Origin of the sequence: Streptomyces sp. NPDC047108, assembly GCF_040643575.1 — a bacterium.
Lineage (GTDB): Bacteria > Actinomycetota > Actinomycetes > Streptomycetales > Streptomycetaceae > Streptomyces.
This window is the reverse complement of record NZ_JBEYUP010000008.1, coordinates 290760-307737: the sequence shown is the minus strand read 5'-3', so window position 1 is coordinate 307737 and position 16978 is coordinate 290760. Positions and strand designations below refer to the sequence as shown.

General features: G+C 71.4%; 18 protein-coding genes and 2 pseudogenes. 13 read left to right on the top strand and 7 right to left on the bottom strand.

Annotated features, from left to right (window positions below):
• Positions 1–144: 144 nt before the first annotated feature.
• Positions 145–1101: a M28 family metallopeptidase gene (locus ABZ822_RS19295; RefSeq protein WP_360855015.1), complete on the bottom strand. Its 957-nt coding sequence runs from the start codon at positions 1099–1101 to the stop codon at positions 145–147.
• A gap of 398 nt (positions 1102–1499) precedes the next feature.
• Entirely contained in the window at positions 1500–2291 is a 792-nt protein-coding gene (locus ABZ822_RS19290; protein WP_360855012.1) for an inositol monophosphatase family protein, read from the bottom strand.
• A gap of 68 nt (positions 2292–2359) precedes the next feature.
• On the opposite strand from ABZ822_RS19290, the gene ABZ822_RS19285 reads away from it, so the two are divergent.
• Positions 2360–2980 (top strand): GNAT family protein, encoded by a 621-nt coding sequence (locus tag ABZ822_RS19285; protein WP_360855009.1) that lies wholly within the window; start codon positions 2360–2362, stop codon positions 2978–2980.
• Here the strand turns inward: ABZ822_RS19285 and ABZ822_RS19280 are convergent.
• The gene (locus ABZ822_RS19280; RefSeq protein WP_360855006.1) at positions 2977–3417 is read right to left on the bottom strand and encodes a thioesterase family protein; all 441 of its coding nucleotides are present in this window, start codon (positions 3415–3417) and stop codon (positions 2977–2979) included. The genes ABZ822_RS19285 and ABZ822_RS19280 overlap by 4 nt on opposite strands.
• Before the next feature lie 180 nt (positions 3418–3597).
• On the opposite strand from ABZ822_RS19280, the gene ABZ822_RS19275 reads away from it, so the two are divergent.
• The 8 genes and pseudogenes from ABZ822_RS19275 (at position 3598) to ABZ822_RS19240 (ending at position 11238) form a co-directional block, all read left to right on the top strand.
• On the top strand, positions 3598–4560 hold the full coding sequence (locus tag ABZ822_RS19275) for an alpha/beta hydrolase (protein ID WP_360855003.1): 963 nt from the start codon (positions 3598–3600) through the stop codon (positions 4558–4560).
• A gap of 10 nt (positions 4561–4570) precedes the next feature.
• Positions 4571–5113 carry a hypothetical protein gene (locus tag ABZ822_RS19270; RefSeq protein WP_360855000.1) on the top strand — a complete coding sequence of 181 codons (543 nt, stop codon included), beginning with the start codon at positions 4571–4573 and terminating at the stop codon, positions 5111–5113.
• 96 nt (positions 5114–5209) lie between these two features.
• A pseudogene (locus ABZ822_RS19265) lies at positions 5210–5344 on the top strand (LLM class flavin-dependent oxidoreductase); the annotation flags it as partial.
• 363 nt (positions 5345–5707) lie between these two features.
• On the top strand, positions 5708–7366 hold the full coding sequence (locus ABZ822_RS19260) for an FAD-binding oxidoreductase (RefSeq protein ID WP_360854997.1): 1659 nt from the start codon (positions 5708–5710) through the stop codon (positions 7364–7366).
• Between the two features lie 256 nt (positions 7367–7622).
• Complete coding sequence (locus ABZ822_RS19255) at positions 7623–7943, top strand: GNAT family N-acetyltransferase (RefSeq protein ID WP_360854994.1); 321 nt, start codon at positions 7623–7625, stop codon at positions 7941–7943.
• A 19-nt stretch (positions 7944–7962) separates the two neighbouring features.
• Positions 7963–9576, top strand: coding sequence for an MFS transporter (locus ABZ822_RS19250; RefSeq protein WP_360854991.1), 1614 nt, complete (start codon positions 7963–7965; stop codon positions 9574–9576).
• A gap of 286 nt (positions 9577–9862) precedes the next feature.
• Positions 9863–10525, top strand: coding sequence for an ATP-binding protein (locus tag ABZ822_RS19245; RefSeq protein WP_360854988.1), 663 nt, complete (start codon positions 9863–9865; stop codon positions 10523–10525).
• Entirely contained in the window at positions 10522–11238 is a 717-nt protein-coding gene (locus ABZ822_RS19240) for an NAD(P)H-dependent oxidoreductase (protein WP_360854985.1), read from the top strand. The genes ABZ822_RS19245 and ABZ822_RS19240 overlap by 4 nt, the downstream gene beginning before the upstream one ends.
• Positions 11239–11305: 67 nt before the next feature.
• On the opposite strand, the gene ABZ822_RS19235 is transcribed toward ABZ822_RS19240, so the two are convergent.
• A complete protein-coding gene (locus tag ABZ822_RS19235; RefSeq protein ID WP_360854982.1) occupies positions 11306–11743 on the bottom strand; it encodes a (4Fe-4S)-binding protein in 438 nt (145 codons plus the stop codon).
• A gap of 113 nt (positions 11744–11856) precedes the next feature.
• Positions 11857–12252, bottom strand: a complete 396-nt coding sequence (locus ABZ822_RS19230; protein WP_360854979.1) for a VOC family protein — start codon at positions 12250–12252, stop codon at positions 11857–11859.
• A gap of 184 nt (positions 12253–12436) precedes the next feature.
• Between ABZ822_RS19230 and ABZ822_RS19225 the strand changes: the two genes are divergently transcribed.
• Entirely contained in the window at positions 12437–12598 is a 162-nt protein-coding gene (locus ABZ822_RS19225; protein WP_360854977.1) for a CsbD family protein, read from the top strand.
• Positions 12599–12917: 319 nt separating this feature from the next.
• Here the strand turns inward: ABZ822_RS19225 and ABZ822_RS19220 are convergent, their stop codons facing one another.
• On the bottom strand, positions 12918–13376 hold the full coding sequence (locus ABZ822_RS19220) for an SRPBCC family protein (protein ID WP_360854974.1): 459 nt from the start codon (positions 13374–13376) through the stop codon (positions 12918–12920).
• A gap of 394 nt (positions 13377–13770) precedes the next feature.
• Here ABZ822_RS19220 and ABZ822_RS19215 point away from each other — a divergent pair, with 394 nt between their 5' ends.
• The 3 genes and pseudogenes from ABZ822_RS19215 to ABZ822_RS19205 all read left to right on the top strand — a co-directional run.
• Positions 13771–14535 carry an N-acetyltransferase gene (locus ABZ822_RS19215; protein WP_360854971.1) on the top strand — a complete coding sequence of 255 codons (765 nt, stop codon included), beginning with the start codon at positions 13771–13773 and terminating at the stop codon, positions 14533–14535.
• A gap of 153 nt (positions 14536–14688) precedes the next feature.
• The gene (locus ABZ822_RS19210) at positions 14689–15183 is read left to right on the top strand and encodes a GNAT family N-acetyltransferase (protein WP_360854968.1); all 495 of its coding nucleotides are present in this window, start codon (positions 14689–14691) and stop codon (positions 15181–15183) included.
• Positions 15184–15474: 291 nt separating this feature from the next.
• A pseudogene (locus tag ABZ822_RS19205) lies at positions 15475–15789 on the top strand (serine hydrolase domain-containing protein); the annotation flags it as partial.
• 128 nt (positions 15790–15917) lie between these two features.
• Here ABZ822_RS19205 and ABZ822_RS19200 read toward each other — a convergent pair.
• Complete coding sequence (locus ABZ822_RS19200) at positions 15918–16751, bottom strand: endonuclease/exonuclease/phosphatase family protein (RefSeq protein ID WP_360854965.1); 834 nt, start codon at positions 16749–16751, stop codon at positions 15918–15920.
• Positions 16752–16978 lie beyond the last annotated feature (227 nt).

The following is a 16978-nucleotide window of genomic DNA, read 5'->3' as shown; positions in this document are numbered from 1 at the left end:
CTCCGCCGAGTCTGTCGAGGCCGTCGGGAACCCGGTCTGCTGGGCCGCCGCCGCACACACCGCACACACCGTCGGGCCCGCATGAACATGCGGCCCGGACACCGTGGTCGGGCGTCCGGGCCGCAGGCCCGTGTCACTGCACGATCAGGACGTGAGCTTCCAGATGGCGTTGGCTATCGCGTCCGTGTTGACGTCGAGAGCCTTCTCGTCGATGTTGGACTTGTCGTCGCAGGACTGGTGGTAGCAGGGGTCGAACGGCTCGCCGGCCTTGCCGCCCCAACCGGACGCCTGCTCCTCGGTCTTCTCGTAGTCGGCACCGGAGAAGATGCCGCCGACCTTCACTCCCTTGTCCTTGAACGAGGCGTGGTCGGAACGGCCGTCGCCCTCCGTCTCGGGCTCGGTCTTCAGGTCCTTGCCCTTGTAGAAGTCGGTGAAGACCTTCTCCAGCGCCGGGTCGTCGTCGTAGACGAAGTAGCCGGGGTTCGGCGAGCCGATCATGTCGAAGTTGAGGTACGCGTCGATCTTCGACACGTCACCGGACTCGAGGCTGTCGACGTAGTGCCGCGAGCCGACCATGCCGTCCTCCTCGTCGCCCCACCAGGCGAAGCGGAGCTGCTTGGACGGCTTGAGGTCGGCCTTGGCGACGGCGAGCGCCACCTCGAGGATGCCGGCCGAGCCGGATCCGTTGTCGTTGATGCCCGGGCCGTCGGCGACCGAGTCGACGTGCGAACCGGCCATCACGACCTTGTCGCCCTCGCCCTTCGGCCAGTCGGCGATCAGGTTGTAGCCCTTGGCGCCACCGGACTCGAACTCCTGAAGCTTCGTCTTGAAGCCCGCGTCGTCCAGTTTGCCCTTGATGTACTCGACCGAAGCCTTGTGGCCGGGCTGGCCGTGCGCGCGGTTGCCACCGTTCGCATCGGCAATCTTCTGGAACTCGGCCAAGTCGGCCTGGACGGCCGCGACGTCGATGTCGGGCGCGGCCTTGACCGTGGGAGCGTCGGTGGCCTGGGCCCCGACGGCTGCACTGAGGATGCCGACCGCCAATGCGGCGGACGTACCGGCTGCGAGCGCACCACGGCGCACGTTCTTTGCAGTGAACACTGTTCGGCTCCTGAAGTGGGGGGTTGGAGCAGCACGTTGTGGGGACAAGAGACTGACCATATTGGCGTCAATCGTCAAGAGCGAATATCGGACGCATGGGTTCCATGAGCGGACCATTTCCTTCCCGCGGGCGTCGACGACGCGGTGAACACCCGTCTCTCCCGGGCTCGGACGGGCTCATCGAATCGCCGTGTGTGATCCCGGAAACATCGGGGCGCATGTCGGGCGAACGTGAACCGGAGCGTGTGGTCGAACGGTTCCGGGGAAGGCGACGACGCGAGTCGTGAAAGCGGAGTTCGGGAGGCGGAGCCTTGGAGGCGGAGGTCACGACCGCCGAAGGGGAGGTGGTGATGTCCCGCTCGCCGGGGAGTCGTTGCCGGGAACGGCGAGCTCGCGCACTAGCCCCGGATCAGGGACAGCAGCATTCCGTGGGTCTCGGCGTCCGCGGCCGCGACGAGCCCTCGGCCCGTCCGCCCGAGCGGAGCGCCGTCGATTCCGGTGACGACGCAGCCGGCGGCCCGGCATACGGCGATACCGGCGGCGAAGTGCACGCTGCCGGTCAGGTCGCCGCCATCGGTGACGTAGGCAGCGCGCCTGCCCACAGCGACCCAGGCCAGCGCCAGGGTCGTGGACACGACCCGCGGGCGGAAGTGCGCGGAGAATCCAGGACGGGCCAACAGGTCCACAGCCCTGAATCCGGGTGCGCTCGGGAAGGGAGGGTCCAGGTTGATGTCCACCAGGCGCGTGGACGGTGTGGGCACCAGCAGGGTGTCGCCCTCGTCGTGCCGCACCCGAGCGGTGGCGCCGTCGGTGAAGAAGACCTCGCCGCTGAACGGGTCCGCCACCGCCGCAGGACCGTTGCGCAGTGCCACGTTGACGGCGACCAGCATCGAGCCGACGGCGTAGTTGAGGGTGCCGCACAGGGGGTCCACCCACCACTGGCGCGCCCCGTCGGCCGCTCCCTGCTCGCCACCCTCCTCGCCGAGCACCGCGTCGTCGGGCCGGGCGGCACGGATGACATCGAGGATCGCCTTCTCGGCCTCCACATCGGCATCGGTGGCGAAGTCCCCCGCGCCTTTGTCGATGCGGGTGAGCCGCTGACCGTACCTGGCGCGCACAACCTCCGCGCCGGCGCGCGCAGCGGCGATCGCCACCTCGGCGTCGTCAAGGCTCGCAGGTGAGTTGATCACAGCGCGCAGCGTACCGGGCGACGCGATAACCCGGTGAACGTACGCGACGGAGTCACTAGGGTCCGGCCATGGACCTCGCCTTTCGACGCTGCCTCGCGTCCGATGCGGACGATCTGGTCGCTTTCCTCACGGGCGACCGCTGGCCGTACCACAGTTCCGCTACGGTCGACGCCCGCGAGGCGCGGCGGTGGATCGCCGAGGGCCGCTTCGACAGTGACGAGACCAGGTCCTTCTGGGTCACCTCAGGTGACGACAGCATGGGGCTGATCCGCCTCATGGACCTGGGCGACGACACTCCCCTCTTCGATCTGAGGATCCTCGGCCGGTATCGGGGGCGCGGCGTCGGCGCCCGCGCCGTCGCGTGGCTGACCCCCTATCTCTTCACCGCGTTCCCGGAGATCGGCCGTATCGAGGGCACGACGCGTCAGGACAACGTGGCGATGCGCCGGATCTTCCGGCGATGCGGCTATGTGAAGGAGGCGCACTACCGCGAGGCGTGGCCCGCGGAAGGGGGCGCGCTCCATGACGCCGTCGGGTACGCCGTTCTGCGGCGCGACTGGCACTCGGGCACCGTCACGCCGCCGGACTGGAACGACGAAGCCGGGGTGCTCGGCCGTCACCACGTGGACGGTGACGCGGGCGGCGCGCGGCGCATCGGTCCCGGGAAGGGCAACAGGGACAGGACCTAGTCGGCCAAGGGGTCGACGTCGGTCACCAACGCTCGGGCCCGCTCCACGTACTCCTCCGGCATCGGGCAGGAGCGTCGCTCCTTCGCATCGATGTGCACGCCCGTCAGCACCGCGACGGCGGCGACCTCGCCCGTCGCCGCGTCCTCCATCCAGTGGCAGAAGCGCATCACCTTGCTGCGCACCTCCAGGAAGGCCGAGCGGACCAGGACGACGTCTCCGGCGCGCAGTTCCCTGCGGTAGGAGATCCGCTGGTCCACGGCCACCATGCCGCGACCGCTGGTGCGCAGATACTCCGGTGTTATGCCGATGCCGGAGACGAGCTGCCAGGTGGCCTCGTCGAACTTGCCGACGTACCACATCACATTCATGTGCCCCATGTGATCGCAGTGCCAGGGATAGACCGTCCCGCGATACGTCACATCCATGCCGGTGGTCATGTGCGTCTCCCCCACTCCCGCGATCAGCGCTCCTGCGGAGCCCGTACGCGGACGATGTTAGTGAACGTTAACTAGCGTCGCCAGTGTTTCTCTGCATCGCCCATCCATCCCCGCCCGCCGGTGCACGGGACGCGTCGTATTCGGTTGCCACCGCCACCGACGGATCATGAGGATGAGGCCGTGCCCACGCTCACCGCCTCCGACGGAACACCGCTCACGTACGACGTGGTGGGCCGCGGCGAGCCGCTGCTCTGCCTTCCCGGCGGACCCATGCGCGCCTCCGCCTACCTCGGCGATCTCGGCGGGCTGCAGAACCATCGGTCCCTGGTCATGCTCGACCTTCGCGGCACCGGCGGTTCCGGCGTCCCCGCCGACCCGTCGACGTACCGGTGCGATCGCCAGGTCGACGACGTCGAGGCGCTCCGTTCACACCTCGGACCGGACCGGGTCGACCTGCTCGCGCACTCCGCGGGCGGCGACCTCGCGCTGCTCTACGCGGTGCGCCATCCGCGGCGCGTCCGCAGCCTGACCCTGATCACCGCTCACGCGCGGGCGCTCGGGGTCGATTTCACGGCGGAGCACCGCCGGGAGGCCGCCGCGCTGCGCGCGGACGAGCCGTGGTTCGGGGAGGCGCATGCCGCATACGAACGGGTGTGGGCCGGCACGGCGAGCGATGCCGACTGGGATGCCATGGCGCCCTTCTTCTACGGCCGTTGGGACGCCACCGCCCGAGCCCACGCGGCCACGGAGGTGGAGCAGAGCAATGACGAGGCCGCGGAGATCTACGCCTCGCCCGGCGCGTTCGCCCCCGCCGCCGCTCGATCCGCCGTCCGGGCCCTGGACGTACCGGTGCTCCTCCTGGCGGGCGAACTGGACAGCGGGCCGCTTCCCCGGGTCGCGGCGGACATCGCGGAGTTGTTCCCACGGGCCGAGTTGATCGTCCAGCAGGGTGCGGGCCACCACCCCTGGCTGGACGATCCGGACGGGTTCGCGCGAACCGTGGCAGCATTTCTGGCGCAGGCAGCACGGGCGGAGCCGAACCAGGGCGGGCCGAACCGGAGGCGGCCGGAATCGCGGGCGGCCGGAATCGGGGGCGGCCTGAATCGGGGGCAGCCTGAATCGGCTGATGAACCGATCAAGTAGTGTCATCCCCATGCACGTGAGCGGGCGCATATGGGGCGCAACTCTTGCGGAACAGCAAGCGCCGTATCCCTGCGACGCGATCCTCGAGGTCCCCTACGAGAGCTGGACGCGGGCCGTCGACGTGGCCGCCCCGTGCGATCTCGTCTACCGCTGGACCCGGCAGCTCGCCATCGCTCCGTACAGCTACGACTGGATCGACTTCGGCGGCAAGAAGAGCCCCGACCGCCTCACACCGGATCTCCCGCCACCCGCCGTCGGACAGAGGTTCCTGGTCTTCGACATCGTGGAGTTCGAAGCCGACCGGCACATCACCGGTGTCCTTCCGGAGCGGGAGGCGTCGCGGTACGGACGGATGACCGTGACCTACGCGGTGAGCCCCCGGGATGCGGGCGGGTGCCGTCTCGTGGTCAGGGTGGACACCGAAGCGCGCACCGCGCTGCACCACAGGATGCTCCGGCGGTTCCTCGCCTGGGGCGATCTGATCATGATGCGCAAGCAGTTGCTCACCCTCAGGCGCCTCGCCGAGCGGGACGCCGCCGAAGCGAACCCTTAGCCCGTAGCCTCGGGGCCCTCACCCCGGCACGGGAAGCCCACGGGACCGCTCCTCAATACGTTTGCGCCGGGTGACGTGGCGAGCCACCATGCCGGGGTGCGCTTCTCGGTGAACCTTCCGAACTTCGGCGACTTCGCCGACCCCCGGTCCGTGGCGAGCGTCGCTCGGGCGGCCGAACAGGCGGGCTGGGACGGGCTGTTCGTCTGGGACCACGTCGTCCACCGGCGCCACGCGGATCTGGACCGGCTGGACGCCGTACTGCGCCGGGTCGAGCACGGGCCACCGTCCCTCTGACGGCCGGACGGGCAACAGGAAGCGGCCCGTCGTGACAACGGCGTACGCCCGTCCTGCCCGACCGCCCCTCCCCCGCCGCCTGTTACCGAATTCGCATCCACGCCCCGCAACCTCCGCACCCCGTCCCCCATCCCCCTGAGTGCGACCTCTCAGGAGTGACGACGAGGACATCCGCCCAGGCCGGACCGGACTCCCGCCGCCCTCCCGCGGTCGCGCAAGCCACAGGCCAACTCCGTTGCGCGGCTCACTCACTCGGCCGCGGAGAGGCCCGGAACGATCCTCACGGGGAGGGGACCTCGCGTGTCCGACAGCGCAGCCCGTACCGAACTTCCGCACTTTCCCGCGCTTCCCGCGCAGTCCCCGCCCGGCGCGGGCCCGTCCGTGACCGGCGGGTCCGGCGACGGTTCGGCCACCGCGCCGACCGCCCGCTCCGGCAGCAGGCGCCGCGACGTCCTGCGGGCCGGGCTGGGCATCGCCGCCGCGGCCTGGGTGCCGGCGTGCACCACCAGCGCGGCGGCCGCTCCTGCCGCCGGGCCGGACTGGTCCGGATTCGCACGGGATCTCGACGGTCTGCTGGTGCGTCCGGGCCAGCGGCAGTACGACGCCGCGCGGCATCTGTTCCAGCCGCAGTTCGACGCGATCAAGCCGGCCGGGGTCGCCTATCCCTCGCACCGGGACGACGTACGCACCTGTCTGGCCTTCGCCAAGCGGTACCGCATACCCGTCGCCGTCCGCGGCGGCGGCCACAGCTACGCGGGCTGGTCCTCGGGGCCCGGACTGGTCGTCGACGTCAGCGCCATGAAGAAGGTGTCCTCCGGTTCCACCGCCACCATCGGCGCCGGAGCGCGCCTGATCGACGTGTACGCGACGCTGAATCGCAACGGGCGGACGATTCCCGCCGGTTCCTGCCCCACCGTGGGGGTGACCGGTCTCGCGCTGGGCGGCGGTGTCGGCGTCACCAGCCGTGCGTACGGGCTGACCTGCGACAGTCTGACCGGCGCGGAGATCGTGACCGCCGACGGCCGGGTCCTGGAGGTCGACGAGCGCCACCACGCCGATCTCTTCTGGGCGCTGAGGGGAGGAGGCGGCGGCAACCTCGGCATCGTCACCGAACTGCACTTCCGTACCCACGCCGCTCCCGACTGCAGTTACGCCTTCCTGTCCTGGCCGTGGCCGAAGGCGGCCGCCGTCCTCCGCGCCTGGCAGAAGTGGGCGCCGAAGGCCCCCGACGCGCTCTGGGCCAATCTGCACCTCACCGGGACCGCGGGCACACCGCGCGTGGGCATCGGCGCCAACTACCTCGGTACGCAGTCAGGTCTGCGCAACCACCTGGACCGGCTGGTCGACGCGGTGGGCGCGCAGCCGACGTCGTCGGTGGTGCGGACGCGGTCGCACTACGACACGATGCTGGTGATGGCGGGTGCCAGTGGGTGGACGTCCGCCCAGTGCCATCTGCCGGGCAAGCTCCCCGGCCAGAACCCCGCGGGCCGGACGGCACGGGCCTCGTACGCCGCCCGCTCCGCCTTCTACACCCGGCCGCTGTCCGCCACCGGCATCGCTGCGCTGCTCAAGCAGGTCGAACGCTATGCGCGCATCGCCCCCTCGGGAGGCAGCGGCAGCATCGCCTTCGACGCCCTGGGCGGCGCCCCCAACCGGGTCAGGCCGCAGGACACGGCCTTCGTGCACCGCGACTCCCTCTTCCTCGCGCAGTACATCGCCAACTGGCCGGGCAACGCGTCCTCCTCGGGGATCAAGCGCAGCCGCGCGTGGCTGGACACGCTGCACGACGCGATGCTGCCGCACGCGAGCGGACAGGCGTACCAGAACTACATCGACCCGCGGCTGTCGGACTGGAAGAGGGCGTACTACGGCGCCAACCTCGGCCGCCTGACCGAGGTGAAGTCGGCCTACGACCCGGGACGGGTCTTCCGGTTTCCTCAGGCGATTCCGACGCGCTGACGTCCTACCCTCCGCGAGGGGCGTACCGACCGGGCGCCCCTCGCCGTGAACCGGCCCCGGGTCCGGACCGGACTGGCGGGGTTGTCGCGCGTCCCGGTTCCCCGCAACCCCCGGTGAGCAGTCCGTGCACTGTCCCGCCTCCCCGGGGCCTCGGATCCTCGACGGTTGACACGTCAACGACAATGCCTATGGTTGTCACATCACTCGTCAAACGCTGGGCCGGCGCACCCCTCCCGCACCGACCCGAGGAGGCGCCATGACCGGGGCCGAACCATCCGCAGAGGTGACCGACAACACCGGCGAGGCGCGCTACGAAGTCCGCGTGGGGCCGGATCTCGCGGGCTTCGCCGAGTACCGCGCCAGGAACGGGCGCATCGTCTTCACCCACACCGAGATCGCCCCTGCGTTCCAGGGGCGGGGACTGGCCGGCGCACTCGCCGGAGCCGCGCTCGACGACGTACGTGACCGAGGGCTGACCGTCACTCCGCTGTGCCCGTTCATCGCGGACCACATCCGCAGGAACCCCCGGTACGCCGCCATCGTGGACCCCGCCCACCGCGGCGGATTCACCGGCTGACGGGGAGGCGAAGGACTCCATGAACCAGCCATCGCAGCAACGGAAGCACAACGCACCACCACCGCTCCCGGGGCGGCCCCGGCCGGCCGGCGGCCTCCGCATCGGGGAAGCGCGGGGCCGCTGGACCCTGCTCGCGACCGTCCTCGGATCGGGCATGGCGATGCTGGACGCGACGGTGGTGAACATCGCCCTGCCCGCACTCGGCCGCGACCTCCGTGTGGACGTGGCGGGACTGCAGTGGACCGTCAACGCGTACACGCTGACCCTCGCGGCGTTCATCCTCCTCGGCGGATCGCTGGGCGACCGCTACGGCCACCGGCGGGTGTTCGTGCTGGGCGCCGCCTTCTTCGCCCTGGCCTCCCTGCTGTGCGCGGTCTCCCCGGACGCGACGCTGCTGATCCTCGCCCGCGCCCTGCAGGGCATCGCCGGCGCGCTGCTCACCCCGTCCAGCCTGGCGATCATCGCGGCGACCTTCCACCCCGACGACCGGGGCCGGGCCATCGGCGCCTGGTCGGGGCTTGGCGGGGTGGTAGCCGCCGTCGGGCCGTTCCTCGGCGGCTATCTCGTCGAGAGCGTCGGCTGGCGCTGGATCTTCCTCATCAATCTGCCGATCGCACTGGCCACGGTCGCGGTGGCGCTGCTCCGCGTACCGGAGACCTCCGACCCGGCCGCACCCTCCCGCCCCGACGTGGCCGGGGCCCTGCTCGGCGCCCTGGGCCTGGCCGGGGTGACGTACGCACTGATCGCCGCCGCGGAGAACGGTGCGTCCGCGGGCGTGTGGGTGAGCGCCGCGGTCGGCGTGGCGGGGTTGGTGGCGTTCCTCGCGACGGAGCGGTTCAGCCGCAGCCCGATGATGCCCCTCGGCATCTTCTCCTCCCGGCAGTTCAGCGCGGCGAACGCCGTCACGTTCGCCGTCTACGCGGCACTGGGCGGGATCTTCTTCATCCTCGTGCTCGACCTGCAGGTGGTCGCCGGGTTCTCGCCTTTGGCCGCCGGCGCGGCGCTGCTGCCGGTCACGGCGGTCATGCTGCTGGGCTCGCCCCGCTCGGGCGCGCTCGCCCGGCGGATCGGGCCGCGGGCGCCCATGACCGTGGGGCCGCTGGTGAGCGCGGGCGGTGTCCTGCTTCTCCTACGGGTCGGGCCGGACGCCTCGTACACCACCGAAGTCCTCCCGGCGATGGGGGTGTTCGGCCTCGGGCTGACCATCACCGTCGCGCCGCTGACCGCGGCGGTGCTGGCGGCCGTACCGACCCACATCTCCGGGCTGGCGTCGGGCGTGAACAACGCCGTGGCGCGGACGGCGGGGCTCATGGCGGTGGCGGTGCTGCCGCTCGCGACCGGCCTGTCCGCGGACGACTACCGCCAGCAGGCCGCGTTCGACGCCGCGTTCCGCGTGGCGGTGCTGCTGTGCGCGGTGGTCCTCGCGGCCGGCGGGCTCCTGTCGTGGGCGCTGATCCGCAATCCGCGGGCGGCGGAGGCCGGGGCGAGGGCGGACGAGGCGGTGGAGGGAGCCGTCGCGGACGGAGAGGCCACTCCTGGGCACGGGGCTCCCGAGGACGAGGAGCGGAGGGAGAAGCCGCGGCACCGGGCGTTCTGCTCGATCGACGCGACACCGCTCGAACCACATCGCTGAGCGTCGACGCCTGAGGGCCGACGTCGATGGCCGTCCCGTTCGCCCCGACTCCCGTTCCGCCGCCGCTAGTTGAGCTGTCGCCGGGCTCGGCGTCGGCCTGCCCCCCGATGCGCGCTCCCTCCGCCCCGCTGCACCTCCGCCCCGTATCCCTGCCGCCGCTGACCGGCGGCAGGGATCGCATCCGGCGGGCCCTCTCGATCTCCTCGAACCAGCCGGTGAAGGCGGGTGCGAAGGGACGGATGAGCTTACGGTTGACACGTCAACCTTAAGTGTTACCGTGCCCGTAGTGGACATATATCGCCCACCCGTGGAGTTCATGCCCCCTCCGATCGGCACCACCATGACCACTTCCCCCACATGCCCGGCCCTGCCCGTCCGCCGAAGAGCCCAGTTCCGGCTGCCGCGGACCACGACGGCACCCCGCTCCGCCCGGCGGCTCATCGACACCGTGCTCGACGCGTGGCACACACCGGGCGATGTCGCGGACACGCTACGTCTGCTCGCCGTCGAACTGATCACCAACGCCGTGGCCCACGGCAACGGCAGGATCGAACTCGCGCTCGCCCTCTCCCCGTGCGCCGCCCCCTCGTACGGCGCCTCCTCGCACGCCGTCTCCTCGCACGACGGCGACCACCCGCTCACGGGCGCACGCCCGTACGCCGTCCTCCGCGTGGAGGTCTCCGACGACTCCCCCCTCCCCGCCCGGCGCGGCAGCCGCCGGGAGGACGAGGAGCACGGGCGCGGGCTGCTCCTCGTCGAAGCCCTCTCCGACCGCTGGGGGCAGCAGGCCCGCGGGGAGGGAAAGCACGTGTGGTGCGAGTTCGCGCTGCCCGGACCGCCACCGCGCCGCGCCCGCCGGGCAGGTCCGTGCGGCACCGGCACCGGCACCGACACGCGCACCGGCATCGCAGAGAGCCACAACACTCCGACCAGAAGGGTCCGATCATGACGGGTCTCCCCCGCGTACCGGATGGGCCGGACGGCAACGGCAACGGCAACGGCAACGAAGCCATTCACGCCGACCGGCACGCCCTGCGCGTCTTCGTCCTGTCCGGATCCCACCGGACGAGTTCCGTGAACGCGCGGCTGGCCGCCGTCGTCACCGGGATCGTCGGCAGGACCGGCGCCACGGCCGAACTCGCCCATCTCGGCGACTTCCCGATGCCGGCCTACGACGGCGACGCGGAGGCCGCCGGCGGCCCGCCCGACGGTGCCGTGGCGCTGCGCGACCGCATCGAGTCGGCCCAGGGCCTCGTCATCGCGTCGCCCGAGTACAACGCCTCCGTGCCGGGGGTGGTGAAGAACGCGATCGACTGGGTGTCGCGGCTGCGGCCGCAGCCCTTCAAGGACAAGCAGACACTGCTCGTCTCCGCGTCCCCGTCGATGGTGGGCGGCAACCGGGGGCTGTGGGCCCTGCGGGTGCCGCTGGAACACCTCGGAGCCCGCGTCTACCCGGACATGTTCAGCCTGGCCCAGGCGCACCAAGCCTTCACGGACGACGGCGAGTTGGCAGCGGCCGGACGGCGGGAACGCCTCACGGCGACGGTGGAGTCCTTCCTCGACCTGGTCGAGGCGGACACCATGTACCCGTGCCTGCAGCGGCGCTGGTACGAGTTCCTGGGCGACGAGACGAGCGCACCGGTCACGCAGCGCGCGGAGTGACGCAGGAGGCGGGAAGCGGCGGAAGAGCTGCCGGAAGCGCAGTCTCGGCCGTACGCGCGATCGCCGGCTACGCGGTGCGCGCCCGGTCGAAGCAAGTTCCGCTGCGGTCGCAGAAGGGCCGGTTGGCGCTCGCCCCGCAGGCGCACAGCGCCGCCCGGGTCTCGCCGGACCCACCATCCTCCTGCTCCTGCCCCTGCAGACGCAGATCACCGCGCACCAGCAGCGGGCCCTCATCGGCCACCCGCACGGTCGTCGGCGTCTCGGGACGCTCGGCGGGGCCACCGTCCAGCACGTAGTGGAGCGCGCCGGACGGGCATCGTCGTACCACGTCGGCGACTCGTTCGGCAGGCGCCTGCGACGCGAGGATCCACGGGCGGCGGCCGGGGTCGAACACCTCGGGCAGGCCGCGTACGCACTCCGCGAAGTGGACGCACCGGCCCGCGTCGTAGTGGACGGTGACGCCCTCGCCCCGGTACGACTTCCCCGGCGGTGTCGACTGGTTCATGGCGCCTCCTGTGCGGACGCCGCCCCGCGCCGGGCCGGTGCGGGGCGATGTCGCACGATAGGCACGGTACGGTTGACGCGTCAACCGTACCGTGGGCGGGCGACCTGGCGGGGCTACTCCCCCAGTCGCCCTTCGCCCGCCGCCAGCGTGAAGGAATGGCCCGCGGGGTCGGAGTAGACCCGGACGTCCCGCGGGCCGGAGTTGTCCTTGGCTTCCACCGGTGTCGCGCCGAGGCCGATCACCTCGCGCTCCGCCTCGTCCATGTCGGCCTGCGACACGAGGACTTGGAGGTGCGCCTGGTGAGAGTCCTCGGGGCGAGGCCAGCTCGGCGGAGTGAGTCCGTGGTCGCGGCGGATGGCGAGACGTACGCCGGTGTGGCCGACGATCTCGACGTAGTCGGGGTGCTCCCCGCGCCTGGCCTCGGCATCGAGCAGCCGTGCGTAGAAGTCGGCCAGGGCTTCGGGCTCGGTGCAGTCGAGAACGAGGACACAGGTCTTGGCGACGGTCATCGTGTTTCCCTCCCCCGCAGGCCGGCGCCCGCGTCTGCACACGGGTACCCCCGGGGCCCGGTCGGCACGCCCGCGCCGCATCCACCGCGAAGGTGCTCAAGCGATATGCGGGGCAACGGGTTTGGGCGGGGAATTGCCGGATAGCCGGAGGGAGACCGAAGATTTTCCAGGGTGAGGAGCCTCCGTGAGCTCGACGCAAAAGGGCAAGGCGAAGATCGAGCAGGCCAAGGAAATGGCAGGCCGTTTCTCCGGTCATGAGCGCACCACGGCCGACGGCCGTGCGGATCGCAGCAAGGGTGACCTTCGCGAGGCGGTGCTGAAGCTCAAGGACGCTTTGAAGCGCTGACTTCCCGCGGCGGTGGTGAGCCCCTTCGCACCGCGCGGTACGCGTGCACCGCACGCGTGATGGACGAGGAATGGCCTTCCGGCGGCTGGGCGCCGGGAGGCCATTCCTCATGCGCCCATGAATCCTCATGTACCCATGAGCAGAAATGCTCCGCCGGTTCGACGGATGCCTTGCTGGATCCTGGATCGGGGTGCATTGATGGATCGCCGCGGGGTGCACGTCACGCGGGGCCGGGCCGTATGCGGCCCGGCCCCGCGTCCGCCGGAGTGCGTCCACCGGAGCGCGTCCGCCGGAGTGCGTCCGGCCGCGAACTCCCGGTTCAGCCCGGGGAGATACGGCCTCGCCAGCCCCCCGATGCGGCGCCGCGGTGCTCGATGAACTCCTTGAACCGCTTCATGTCGCCCTTCGTACGCCGATCCAGCACGCCGAGCGCGTCCCCGGCCTTGTCCGTGATGCCCTCGGGCTCCACATCCATCACCAGGTCCACGCGCGTACGGGTTTCGTCCAGGGGCTGGAAGGTGACCAGTCCGCGCTGACGCACGTCCCCGCCCGTCGTACGCCAGGCGATGCGCTCGTCCGGGAGCTGATCGATGATCTCGGTGTCGAACTCCCGTTGCACACCAGCGATTTTCGTCGTCCAGCGACTACGGCTCGCGTCGATCTGCGTGACGCGTTCCACGCCTTCCATGAAGTTCGGGAACTCCTCGAACTGCGTCCACTGGTCGTATGCGGTGCGCACCGGGACCTCGACCTGTACGGACTCTCGCACGATACCCATGAATGGAGTCTCCTTCCCTCGGCGCCGCACAAGCGCCGTTCGGTGATGTACGGCGCATTGGACCGTCGCCGGTGCCGGGTGCCCTTCGGGACGTACGTCAACCCGGCATACAGGGAGAGCCAATTCACCGCCCGGGGGAGGAATGGCGTCATGCGCGTCGGGCAGGCGAATCATGGGTTCTCTGTCAGGGCGCGGAGCCTTTGCGGGCGATCGTGATGATCTCCTTGCTCGCATCGGTGAGCGGTCCGCCGCTCCAATCCCCGTATCGCTCCTCGACCTCCAGTCCCGCCCCCGTCAGGAACGAGGACAGCTGCCTGTGCAGCGCGACGCGCCCGGTGGCCGCGACCGGATAAATCGGTCGCGGCCGTACGGATGCGATGGCAGGGTCCGCAGCGTGGAAGACATCGACAGCATCGAGATCACCGCGCTCGCCGAGCGTCCCGCCCTGGTGGGCCGGCTGCATGAGATGACCGAGACCTGGCCCCGTTTCATCTCGGAGGACGCGGTCGCGGGGTCCCTGCTGCCGCTGGTCCCGGAGGAGTTCCCGGAGTACTGCGTGGTGGCGACCCACGGCGACAGGGTCGTCGCCAAGGGGCTCGCCGCGCCCTTCCGCGCGGACCTCCCGGACCGGGAGGAGACGCCGGACGGGGGCTGGGACACGGTGCTGACGTGGGCGTTCACCGACCGGAGGCAGGGCAGGGCCCCGACCGTGGCCAGCGCTCTGGAGATCACGGTGGACGCCGCGTACCTCGGCCGTGGCCTCTCGCCCCGCATGCTGTCCGGGCTCAGGGACGCCGCCGCTCGGCAGGGTCACGACACCCTGCTCGCGCCCGTCCGCCCGAACGCCAAGCACCTGGAGCCGCGCGTACCCATGGGCGACTACGCGCGCCGGGTGCGGGAGGACGGTCTGCCCGCCGACCCCTGGCTGCGGGTCCACGTCAGGGCCGGTGGCAGCGTCGTGAAGGTCGCCCCCGCGTCCATGGCCGTCAGCGGGTCGCTGGCCCAGTGGCGGGAGTGGACCGGTCTCCCCTTCGACCACGACGGGGACGTCGACGTGCCCGGCGCCCTCCTCCCGGTACGGTGCGATACGGCGCACGACTACGCGGTCTACGTCGAACCCAATGTGTGGGTCCGGCACCGTACGCGCCGCACCGCCTGAGGGTGGCCGGGTGAGGCGCGCGACGGCGTCGCGGCGCGCTGCGTGGTCGCGGCCGGGAGCCGGAGCGGGGCGCCCCGGGGTGTGCCGCCCGCCCTCAGCGGGCGGCATCAATTCCGGTGCGGCTCCTCCCACCCTTCGGCTAGCCTCCGGCGCATGCCCTGGCTGCCCGATGACTTCGCCCATCCCGTCCGCGTCGACCTGCCCGGCGGTCACCACCTGCGCCCCATCACCGGAGCCGATGCCGACCTCGACTACCCGGCGGTGATGGGGTCGCGGGAGCGTCTGTGGTCCCTCTACGGCACGGCGTGGGGCTGGCCGCCCGCCCATATGACGTACGAGCAGGACCGTGAGGACCTGGAGCGGCACGCGGTGGAGATCGCGGCGCATCAGTCCTTCAACTACGCGCTGTTCGACGCCGCGGAGTCCGCGCTGCTCGGCTGCGTCTACATCGACCCGCCCGAGAAGCGGGGCGCGGACGCCGAGATCTCCTGGTGGGTGGTCGACGACCGGGTCGGCACGGAGCTGGAGCGGGCGCTCGACGCCCTCGTCCCCCGGTGGATCGCCGAGGACTGGCCCTTCGAGCGGCCGCGCTACGTCGGACGGGACCTGTCTTGGGAGGAATGGCTGGCCCTCCCGGACCTGTCCTGACCTGGGCTGTCCTCACCAGAGCTGACCTGGGGCTGACTGGGGCCGACCTGAGCTGACCTGGGCTGAGCGGGCCGACACCGTCCCGAGCGGACCGGGCCGGAGCGGTCCCTCAGCGGATCCCGCCCAGCGACCTTCCTGAGGCCGCGAGCCCTCCGACGTCCCTCCCCTGGGCGCCCGGGGCCTCACCCCGGGTGCCGCGAAATTCCGTCGCGGCCGCCCGACCGCTCCTCCTGTCGTGATCCGGCCGACGGCCTGACGGGGGCCGTGCGCGCCCGACACGAGGAGAGAGCGGTGCGGCACAGCGGATGGGCCGACGAAGGGTTCGGGACGGTCGCCGACGCGTTCGGCCGGAACTTCACCGAACGGGGTGAACTCGGCGCGGCTCTGGCCGTGTTCGTGGCCGGCCGCAAGGTCGTGGACCTGTGGGGCGGCACGGCCGACCGCCGCACCGGCCGCCCCTGGGAGCGGGACACCGCGCTCCCGGTCCTCTCCTGCAGCAAGGGCGTCGTGAGTTTCACCGCCCATCTCCTCGCGCAGCAGGGACGTCTCGACCTCGACGCCCCTGTCGCGGACCACTGGCCGGAGTTCGGGCAGCACGGCAAGGAGAGCCGAGCGGCTCATCGCGGCGGTACGGGAGGCCGTCGGCTCCTGACCCGCACCGCCGCACGTCCGGCACCGGGGCTGAACACACTGGGCCTCCGGCGGTTGTCCGGAGCCGGTGAACTGCCGTGCCGCTACGTGGGGTCGACCCGTTCCGCCGCCAGCTCCGCGACGACCGCGGCGTGATCCGAGGGCCACACCCCGTCGACAGGCCGGTCCCCGGCACGGCGTACGGAGGTGATCCGGCCGGTGCCGTCCGGACCGGGCAGCCCGACGTGGATGTAGTCGATGCGCACGCTGGGGCTGAAGCTCGCCGCGACAAAGGGGTTGTCGGCGCTCCAGGTCGCCGACGGCGCGGCGGGGTCGGCGTACTCCCAGGCGTCCAGGAGGACGTGGCGTGGTACGGCGGGAGCGGTCTTGTAGCCGCCGAAGAGCCGGATCTCGTCGGAGTCCGGCCAGGCGTTGAAGTCTCCGGTGACCACCGGAGGGAACGGCGTGCCGCCGCGGTACTCGGCCACGAACCGGGCCAGAGCGGCGGCCTGCCGGCAGCGCACCGCCGAACCGTGGATCGCGGAGTTGAGGTGCGTGGTGAAGAACGGGACGCGGTGCGGTTCCGCGTCCACCAGCGCGTAGAGGGCTGCTCGCCCGTCGTCCTGGTCCTCGTCCGCGGGCAGGCGCAGCGTGGCGGTGTCCACGATCGGCCACCGGCTCAGCACGGCGTTGCCGATGTCGACCTCGGTGTCGCCCAGGCGCTCGCGCCACCGCTCCGGCGCTTCGGACGGCGCCCAGGTCCAGTGCATGCCGAGCTCGTCGGCCAGCCACGCCGCCTGATGCTCACCGCCCCGGGCCCACACCTCCTGCAGTCCGATGACGTCGGCCCGTATCTCGCGCAGCGTGGCGAGGACGGCCTGCTGTCGCTCCTCCCACGGGCCGAATCGTCCCCACACATTCCATGTCAGCACGCGCATCGGCTCATCCCTCTCCTCAGGTGCCGGACCATCCTGATGGGTCCGCCCGCCACCCGGGGTGCCGAAGCGGAGATCGGGTCGCCGACCCGCGCATGCGCGCATCGTCGGGTACGATGGCGGGCTCCAGCAGGAACTTCCGAGGAGGTGGGACCGATCACCGCTGTCGCAGGCCGGGTGCTCTCCTCTCTCAGCCGTACGGTTCACCTCGCATAGGTGGCCTCGAGGGC

Coding starts and splice junctions, on each gene's coding strand:
- ABZ822_RS19200 (WP_360854965.1), bottom strand. CDS start 16,751: ATGCGCGTGCTGACATGGAATGTGTGGGGACGATTCGGCCCGTGGGAG.
- ABZ822_RS19280 (WP_360855006.1), bottom strand. CDS start 3,417: ATGACCACCGGCATGGATGTGACGTATCGCGGGACGGTCTATCCCTGG.
- ABZ822_RS19230 (WP_360854979.1), bottom strand. CDS start 12,252: ATGACCGTCGCCAAGACCTGTGTCCTCGTTCTCGACTGCACCGAGCCC.
- ABZ822_RS19285 (WP_360855009.1), top strand. CDS start 2,360: ATGGACCTCGCCTTTCGACGCTGCCTCGCGTCCGATGCGGACGATCTG.
- ABZ822_RS19220 (WP_360854974.1), bottom strand. CDS start 13,376: ATGGGTATCGTGCGAGAGTCCGTACAGGTCGAGGTCCCGGTGCGCACC.
- ABZ822_RS19240 (WP_360854985.1), top strand. CDS start 10,522: ATGACGGGTCTCCCCCGCGTACCGGATGGGCCGGACGGCAACGGCAAC.
- ABZ822_RS19255 (WP_360854994.1), top strand. CDS start 7,623: ATGACCGGGGCCGAACCATCCGCAGAGGTGACCGACAACACCGGCGAG.
- ABZ822_RS19235 (WP_360854982.1), bottom strand. CDS start 11,743: ATGAACCAGTCGACACCGCCGGGGAAGTCGTACCGGGGCGAGGGCGTC.
- ABZ822_RS19270 (WP_360855000.1), top strand. CDS start 4,571: ATGCACGTGAGCGGGCGCATATGGGGCGCAACTCTTGCGGAACAGCAA.
- ABZ822_RS19210 (WP_360854968.1), top strand. CDS start 14,689: ATGCCCTGGCTGCCCGATGACTTCGCCCATCCCGTCCGCGTCGACCTG.
- ABZ822_RS19250 (WP_360854991.1), top strand. CDS start 7,963: ATGAACCAGCCATCGCAGCAACGGAAGCACAACGCACCACCACCGCTC.